The organism is Leifsonia sp. HAY1-4F (genome assembly GCF_056755275.1).
On record NZ_JBNDHX010000149.1, the window covers coordinates 1 to 6,635 of the forward strand.

Consider the following 6,635-nt stretch of genomic DNA (forward strand, 5'->3'; position numbering starts at 1 on the left):
GTCGTCATCTACGGCGACAAGAACAACTGGTGGGCCGCCTACGCCCTCTGGGTGTTCACCCTGTTCGGCCACGAAGATGTGCGGCTGCTCGACGGCGGCCGCGACAAGTGGATCGCCGAGGGTCGCGAGCTCACTCGCGAGGTGCCGCATCCCGTGCCGGTGGAGTACCCGGTCGTCGAGCGCGACGACTCGGTCGTCCGCGCCTTCAAGGACGACGTGCTCGCCCACCTGGGCAAGCCGCTCATCGACGTGCGGTCGCCCGAGGAGTACAGCGGCGAGCGGACCGAGGTCCCCGGCTACCCGACCGAAGGCGCGCTGCGAGCGGGCCACATCCCGTCGGCGAAGTCGGTCCCGTGGGCGAAGGCCGCCGCTCCCGACGCGACGTTCAAGCGCCGCGCGGAGCTGGAAGAGGTCTACCTCGACGGAGCCGGGCTGAAGCCCGGCGACGACGTCATCGCGTACTGCCGCATCGGCGAGCGCTCCAGCCACACCTGGTTCGTGCTGACCCACCTCCTCGGCTTCGAGAACGTCAAGAACTACGACGGCTCCTGGACCGAGTGGGGCTCCGCCGTGCGCGTCCCGATCGCCACCGGTGCCGAGCCGGGCGAAGTCCCGGTGCGCTGACGCTTCGACCCGAGATCGACCTGGCCGCGAAGACGTACGCTTGAAGGATGGCCGAATTGACGGGCGCGCTCGCCGAGATCCGTGACGACTTCCAGGCGCTGGAGCAGAACGACCGGCTGCAGCTGCTGCTGGAGTTCTCCGACGAGCTGCCGGAGCTGCCCGAGCGCTATCGCGACCACCCCGATCTCCTGGAGAGGGTGGAGGAGTGCCAGGCGCCCGTCTTCATCTTCGTGGAGGTCGACGGCGACGACATCGTCCACCTGTTCGCCACCGCGCCCCGGGAGGCGCCGACCACGCGCGGCTTCGCGTCGATCCTCGTGCAGGGCCTCGCCGGTCTGACTGCCGACGAGGTCCTCGCGGTGCCCGACGACTACCCGCAGACGCTCGGCCTGACCCAGGCGGTGTCGCCGCTGCGCCTGCGCGGCATGTCCGCGCTCCTCGGCCGCGCCAAGCGGCAGATCCGCGAGAAGCTCGCCGCCTGAGGCAGCGGCCTCCCTCGCCGAGGACACCGGCAGCCTCCCGAAACACAGTGTTTACACAGCACAGGAATGCGTAACACAGGCGAAACACGCTCATCCCTCTGTCGAAATCTCTCCAGCCGAGACTGGCTGCACCCCGAAAGCGCCCCCCACCCGGATCGGGAACGCGTCACCCCGCGGGGCCTTTGCACAGAGAGGTAGACAATTCGCATGGTGCTTCACACAGCAGCGGACTACGCAACGACCGGGACGGTCAACGCCCTATGGCTCCTGGTCGCCGCAGCCCTCGTCCTGCTGATGACCCCCGGCGTGGCCTTCTTCTACGGCGGCATGGTCCGCGCGAAGAGCGTCATCAGCATGATGATGATGAGCTTCGGCGCGATGGCCCTGGTCGGCGTCCTCTGGGTCCTCTACGGCTACGGTCTGTCGTTCGGCAAGCCCAGCATCCCGCACTTCCTCGGAACGCCCGACTGGTTCCTCTCGAGCCTGATGGGCAAGGACGGCATCACGCCCGACCTCGGCGGACTCGCCTTCGCGGGCTTCCAGGCCACCTTCGCCATCATCACCGTCGCCCTGATCTCGGGTGCGATCGCCGACCGCGCCAAGTTCGGTTCGTGGATGGTGTTCGCCGGCATCTGGGTGACGGTCGTCTACTTCCCGGTCGCCTACTGGGTGTTCAACCTCGCCGACGGCTGGGCCCCCGCCGTCCTGCACGTGAACGACTTCGCGGGTGGCACGGCCGTGCACATCAACGCCGGTGCTGCGGGCCTTGCTCTGGCCCTCGTGCTCGGCAAGCGCGTCGGCTTCCAGAAGGGCATGAACAAGCCGCACAACGTCCCGCTGACGCTGCTCGGCGCCGCGCTGCTCTGGTTCGGCTGGTTCGGCTTCAACGCGGGTTCTGAGGCCGCTGTGGACGGCGTCGCGGCCCTCGCCTGGATCAACACCCTGGCTGCCCCCGCCGCGGCGACGATCGGCTGGCTGATCGTGGAGAAGATCAAGGACGGCAAGCCGACCTCCATCGGCGCCGCATCCGGTGCGGTCGCGGGCCTGGTCGCGATCACCCCGGCCTGTAACATCCTGACCCCCGGTTTCGGCATCCTGCTGGGCCTCGTCGCCGGCGCCGTCTGCGCCCTGGCGATCGACCTGAAGTTCCGTCTCGGATTCGACGACTCGCTCGACGTGGTCGGCATCCACCTCGTCGGCGGCATCATCGGTACCCTCTGGATCGGCATCTTCGGCTTCACCCACACCTACAACAGCAAGGGCGAGGCGACCTCGCAGTTCTCGAGCCTGCTCTACGGCGGCAGCTTCCAGCAGCTCGGCGTGCAGGCCCTGGGCGCCTTCTCGGTGCTGATCTTCTCCTTCGTCCTGGCGTACGCGATCGGCTGGGCCATCCAGAAGACGATGGGCTTCCGCATCAAGAACGAGGACGAGCTGGCCGGCGTCGACACCGTGGTGCACGGCGAGGAGGGCTACTCGCTCGAGACGGTCTGATCCGACCGCAGCTCACGACCCTGACGGGGCGTCGCCAAGAGGCGGCGCCCCGTCAGGGTCGTGGGGACCGTCGCTAGGGTGAGGGGAGCGATTCAGGCGAGGGAGCACGATGGCACAAGCGACACCGGATCAGGTGGATGCGCTGCTGCTGTTCTTCTGCGGCGCGCTCGTGGTCCTGGCGGCCCTCGGGCTGGCGCTGTTCGCCGGCGGCATGGCCGGCCGCGCGCGGGCCGCGCGTTCATTCCGCTTCGTGCTGGTCGGCGCTGCCATCGTGGTGGTGCTGGCCGTGCTGGGAGGCTACGGCATGGTCGCCGGGCGGCCGCTCATCCCGAGCATCGTCGGGCGGCCCGACCCGGGGCTGGCGTCGGTCGTGGGCATCCACCCCGCTGCGTCCTCCCCATATCCGGCCGCGCGTGCCGGATACCTGATCGCGGTGCTCGTGCTGTGCACGGCGATCGTCGCCGTCGGCGTCGCGTCGCGTCTGACAGTGCGCGCGTGGATCCTGATCGTGGTCCTCTGGCTGCCGCTGGTGCTCGTCCCCGTCGGCTACGGCGTCTTCGCCCTGAACGACGGCTGGGCGGTCGCGGGACTCCACGTCGTCGATTTCGGGGGAGCGCTGCCGGTGGTGGCAGCGGGTGCCAGCGCTGTGGGCATCCTGATGGCCTGTGGACGGAGTGAGCATCTGCCTCTGCGTCCGGCTCGCCCCTCCCTGGTCGCGATCGGCGGTGCGGCGCTCTGGGTGGGCTGGCTGGGCCTCGTGGTGGGGTCGGAGGGCGCGCTCGACGCCTACGCGCCGCAGATCGCCATCGGAGCGTTCCTCGCGTCGGCCACAGGTGTGCTGATGTGGATGCTGGTCGATGCGGTCCTGCTGCGGCGTCCCACCCTCACCAGCGCCCTGTGCGGGGCGTTCGCCGGCCTCGTTGCCGTGACGGCCGCCTCCGGAGTCCTCACTCTCGGCTGGGCGATGCTGGTGGGCGCGCTGTCTGCGCTGGCGTGCGCCACCATGGTGGACCTGGCGACGCGCGCACGCTTCGGCCCCGCGCTGACCCTCTGCGTGGTGACGATCGTCGGCGGCCTCGTCGGCCTGCTCTTCCCTGGCCTGTTCGCAACGGGAGGCGGCATGGTCGACAGCGGCAACTTCGACCTGTTCATCGCGCAGGGGATCGCCGGGATGGGGGTTCTGCTGTACGCGACCACCGTGTCCCTGCTCCTGGCGCTGGCGGTGCGTTTCACCGTCGGTCTGACGCGTGTTCGCTCGGTTGCGGACGGTGTGGTCGAAGAGGCGCGTCCGAGCCGGTCGGAGGCGGTTCGCGCGCGCGAGCGATGAGCGCCCTGGGGGTGGCCGAGCCCGCAGTCGCTGTCGCCGAACGCACGACCCCGGGCGCGCGTCAGGCAGGGAAGCGGGCCAGCCGGCCAAGCTTCGCGACGACGAGGGTGTCGCCGACGCGGCCGCTTATCGCTTCACGGAGTCCGGGCCGCACGCGCTTGGTGCCGGTGAGACCGTGGTCGACGTGGAAGTTGTCCTCGTCGACGCCCGAGTGCCCGGAGGGCGTTGCGTTGCGCGGTGAGATCGTGCGCGTAGGTAGAGACGCGGGCGCAACCGATGAGCATGGTTCGGACTGTCGCGTTTGAGGGGCCATCACCGGGCATATTCGCGGGCGGGTCTTACGGGAATCTCCCGCCCCCGGAAATACGCGATCCGCCGAATCGGCTTCGTACCGGGGCGGTTGTCCCGTTGATCGACCCTTCAGCGGTCAGCCAGCGATCGTTCCCCAGCTCACATCGCCGTGCAGGAACACGACGCTCTGATCCTCGGATTGCCAGACATCGATCCATGTCGGAGATCCGTACTCGTCGGTGAATGTCGGCTTTCCAACCACAGCCGCATCTGCCGCGTCCGCAGAACTCGGCCACAACGGTATGCAACCGCCGCCGCCACCGCAGCCACATCCCTCGAATGCGACTCGAGCTCCGTTCCGAACGAGCCCCGCCGCCTCGGCGGGAGTGACTTCCTCTCTTGTGCGACGGATGATCACGCCCTCGGGGGTGAAGAAGTCCCCGTTTAGGTTGAAGGTCCCTGGCCGGACGGCGGCCCGCTTGTCCGGGCGTGCATCACGCGCCGGCTCCGTCTCCTGGACCGAGTTGCGATTGAGCTTGCGCTTGCGGCTCTTGGGCATTCCTGATCTTCGCACGCACGACGGTTCCATTTGAAGACGTTCTCGTCCCGGGACTAGTGGTACCCGGCGGATCGACACCGCCCCTTCCAAACGCGGTCGACCACCCTGCACGGATATGGATCGGTTAGAGAGACAGGACGGCGGCCTGGAACCGGGCCTGCCGACGGGTTGTCGCATTCGACGACGCGAACGGGGGCCATACAAGCATGTGATTCCGCGACAGACTTGTCTTGCGGAGCGAGCACCTTGCTCGCGCACCCAAATTCAGAGGGAGAAAGCCGGATGCAGTACGTCGTCGTGCAGGTCATTCTGAAGGAGAAGCTCTGGGGAACGGGGTCCGGCAACTTGACCTCTCTTGAGAAGGCGATCAACGACCAAGCCGCAAAGGGCTACCGTCTGCACACCATCACCACGGCTAGCAGTGGGAGCAAGGGGCTGGGCGGCGGAGACCGCATCCAGGCGACGATGGTGTTCGAGAGCCTCAACTAACACTCAGGGGCGAACGGCTGTCGCGCTCAGCGATCCGCTTACGGACGTCCTGCCGGGTTCTGCCGAAGCGGACGTACCGCCGGCCGACAGCGCCATACTGTCCTTGTGGGCGAACGAAGCGAGAAGTTCCTGGACTGGGCGGCGAAGCCATTCGGACCGAATGGGGGCAAGGACCTGCGTGCTTTCTGGAACGCCGTCCCGCACTCGGCTGAGACAGAGCACCCAGAGGACAAAGATTGGTCGCAGAGCGAGCCCGATCCGAAAGCTCCGTAGCACCCTATTTCCGCTCGTGGCCTCGTCTCTAGACACAGGCGCGTAGGTCGATCCGCTAGCGGGCGCTTTGTCTGACCGGCGGCATTAGTAGTACGTCGCTGACCATCCCCTGGGCTCAGTCGCTGACACGGTCTAATAACCAGGACCCTTCTTTGTCAATTCTGCTTCTCTAAGACCGGTGACTGAGCCGTTCGCAAGCCGATCGGCTTACGAACGTCCCAGGAGGACACGTGCCGGTCGATTTTGCATGGCTCACCGCCTATTGACGTGTCGGGCCAACTTCTCCGAGAACCTTTTTCTCCTGCGCGGACATTATGGGGTATGACGTCATTTTTCAGCGAGCTGCAACCGGACGAGTGGGCGGAGACGCGCTCGGGTGACCCCGCCGCGTTCGGTGCGCTCTTTGAGACGCATCACGATCGGGTCCTGTGGCACGCACTGCGGTCCGTGGGCTCGTTCCATGACGCCGAAGACGTTGCGGCGCTCGTGTTCCTCGAAGCGTGGCGAAAGCGAGAATCCGTTCGAGTCGTCAACGGGTCCGTCCTTCCCTGGCTTCTGGTGACAACCAACTACGTGGCTCGGAACTTCGCGCGAGCACGCCGCCGGCACCGTCACGCCATGGGGACTCTCCCAGGCGGGCAACATCACGACGATTTCTCGCCCGGGGTCAACGAACGGCTCGACGACGAGCCCCGGCGAGTAGCGGTGCGGCAAGCGTTCGCCACACTGACCGGGGTCGAGCAGGACGTCGTGTCATTGTGCGTGATCCAGGGCATGACTGTGCTGGATGCGTCGACAGCGCTCGGAGTTCCGGTCGGGACAGTCAAGTCCCGGCTCTTCCGATCGAAGAAGAAATTGGCGGAGCTGGTCACCGATATGACGGACGCCTCAATTCCGGGAGATGCACGATGAAGAGCACGGACAATTCGTCACCGTTCGATCGCGACCGTATCGAAGCGATCAGGAGCATGCTCGTCCAGGAGGCGGCGCGCGAACAGCCGGAGCGGCTGGTGCACCGTCGCATGGCCATGTTGGTGTCGCTTATCGTGGCTGCGGTGCTCGTGTCGACAGGTGGCGCCGCACTCGCGCTGTCCGGGAG

General features: G+C 67.1%; 8 protein-coding genes. 7 read left to right on the forward strand and 1 reads right to left on the reverse strand.

Annotated elements, in window-relative coordinates:
* The 4 genes from ACPYOG_RS18175 to ACPYOG_RS18190 form a co-directional block, all read left to right on the forward strand.
* Window positions 1–624, forward strand: a 624-nt coding sequence (locus ACPYOG_RS18175; protein ID WP_481295556.1) for a sulfurtransferase, incomplete at its 5' end; no start/stop codon positions are given.
* Between the two features lie 47 nt (window positions 625–671).
* Window positions 672–1,106, forward strand: a complete 435-nt coding sequence (locus ACPYOG_RS18180; RefSeq protein WP_192629070.1) for a SufE family protein — start codon at window positions 672–674, stop codon at window positions 1,104–1,106.
* Window positions 1,107–1,313: 207 nt separating this feature from the next.
* Entirely contained in the window at window positions 1,314–2,597 is a 1,284-nt protein-coding gene (locus tag ACPYOG_RS18185; RefSeq protein WP_481295557.1) for an ammonium transporter, read from the forward strand.
* A 109-nt stretch (window positions 2,598–2,706) separates the two neighbouring features.
* A complete protein-coding gene (locus ACPYOG_RS18190) occupies window positions 2,707–3,924 on the forward strand; it encodes an ammonium transporter (protein ID WP_481295558.1) in 1,218 nt (405 codons plus the stop codon).
* 427 nt (window positions 3,925–4,351) lie between these two features.
* Here the strand turns inward: ACPYOG_RS18190 and ACPYOG_RS18195 are convergent, their stop codons facing one another.
* Window positions 4,352–4,774: a hypothetical protein gene (locus tag ACPYOG_RS18195; protein WP_481295559.1), complete on the reverse strand. Its 423-nt coding sequence runs from the start codon at window positions 4,772–4,774 to the stop codon at window positions 4,352–4,354.
* 282 nt (window positions 4,775–5,056) lie between these two features.
* Here ACPYOG_RS18195 and ACPYOG_RS18200 point away from each other — a divergent pair, with 282 nt between their 5' ends.
* From ACPYOG_RS18200 to ACPYOG_RS18210, 3 genes are all read left to right on the forward strand, one after another.
* The gene (locus tag ACPYOG_RS18200; RefSeq protein ID WP_481295560.1) at window positions 5,057–5,263 is read left to right on the forward strand and encodes a DUF4177 domain-containing protein; all 207 of its coding nucleotides are present in this window, start codon (window positions 5,057–5,059) and stop codon (window positions 5,261–5,263) included.
* Window positions 5,264–5,857: 594 nt separating this feature from the next.
* A complete protein-coding gene (locus ACPYOG_RS18205; protein WP_481295562.1) occupies window positions 5,858–6,448 on the forward strand; it encodes an RNA polymerase sigma factor in 591 nt (196 codons plus the stop codon).
* Window positions 6,445–6,635: hypothetical protein (locus tag ACPYOG_RS18210; protein ID WP_481295561.1), on the forward strand; the 191-nt coding region annotated here is incomplete at its 3' end. The genes ACPYOG_RS18205 and ACPYOG_RS18210, both read left to right, overlap by 4 nt.

Bases quoted from the DNA above. Each gene is read 5' to 3' on its own strand.
- ACPYOG_RS18180 (WP_192629070.1), top strand. From the start codon at position 672: ATGGCCGAATTGACGGGCGCGCTCGCCGAGATCCGTGACGACTTCCAG.
- ACPYOG_RS18185 (WP_481295557.1), top strand. From the start codon at position 1,314: ATGGTGCTTCACACAGCAGCGGACTACGCAACGACCGGGACGGTCAAC.
- ACPYOG_RS18190 (WP_481295558.1), top strand. From the start codon at position 2,707: ATGGCACAAGCGACACCGGATCAGGTGGATGCGCTGCTGCTGTTCTTC.
- ACPYOG_RS18195 (WP_481295559.1), bottom strand. From the start codon at position 4,774: ATGCCCAAGAGCCGCAAGCGCAAGCTCAATCGCAACTCGGTCCAGGAG.
- ACPYOG_RS18200 (WP_481295560.1), top strand. From the start codon at position 5,057: ATGCAGTACGTCGTCGTGCAGGTCATTCTGAAGGAGAAGCTCTGGGGA.
- ACPYOG_RS18205 (WP_481295562.1), top strand. From the start codon at position 5,858: ATGACGTCATTTTTCAGCGAGCTGCAACCGGACGAGTGGGCGGAGACG.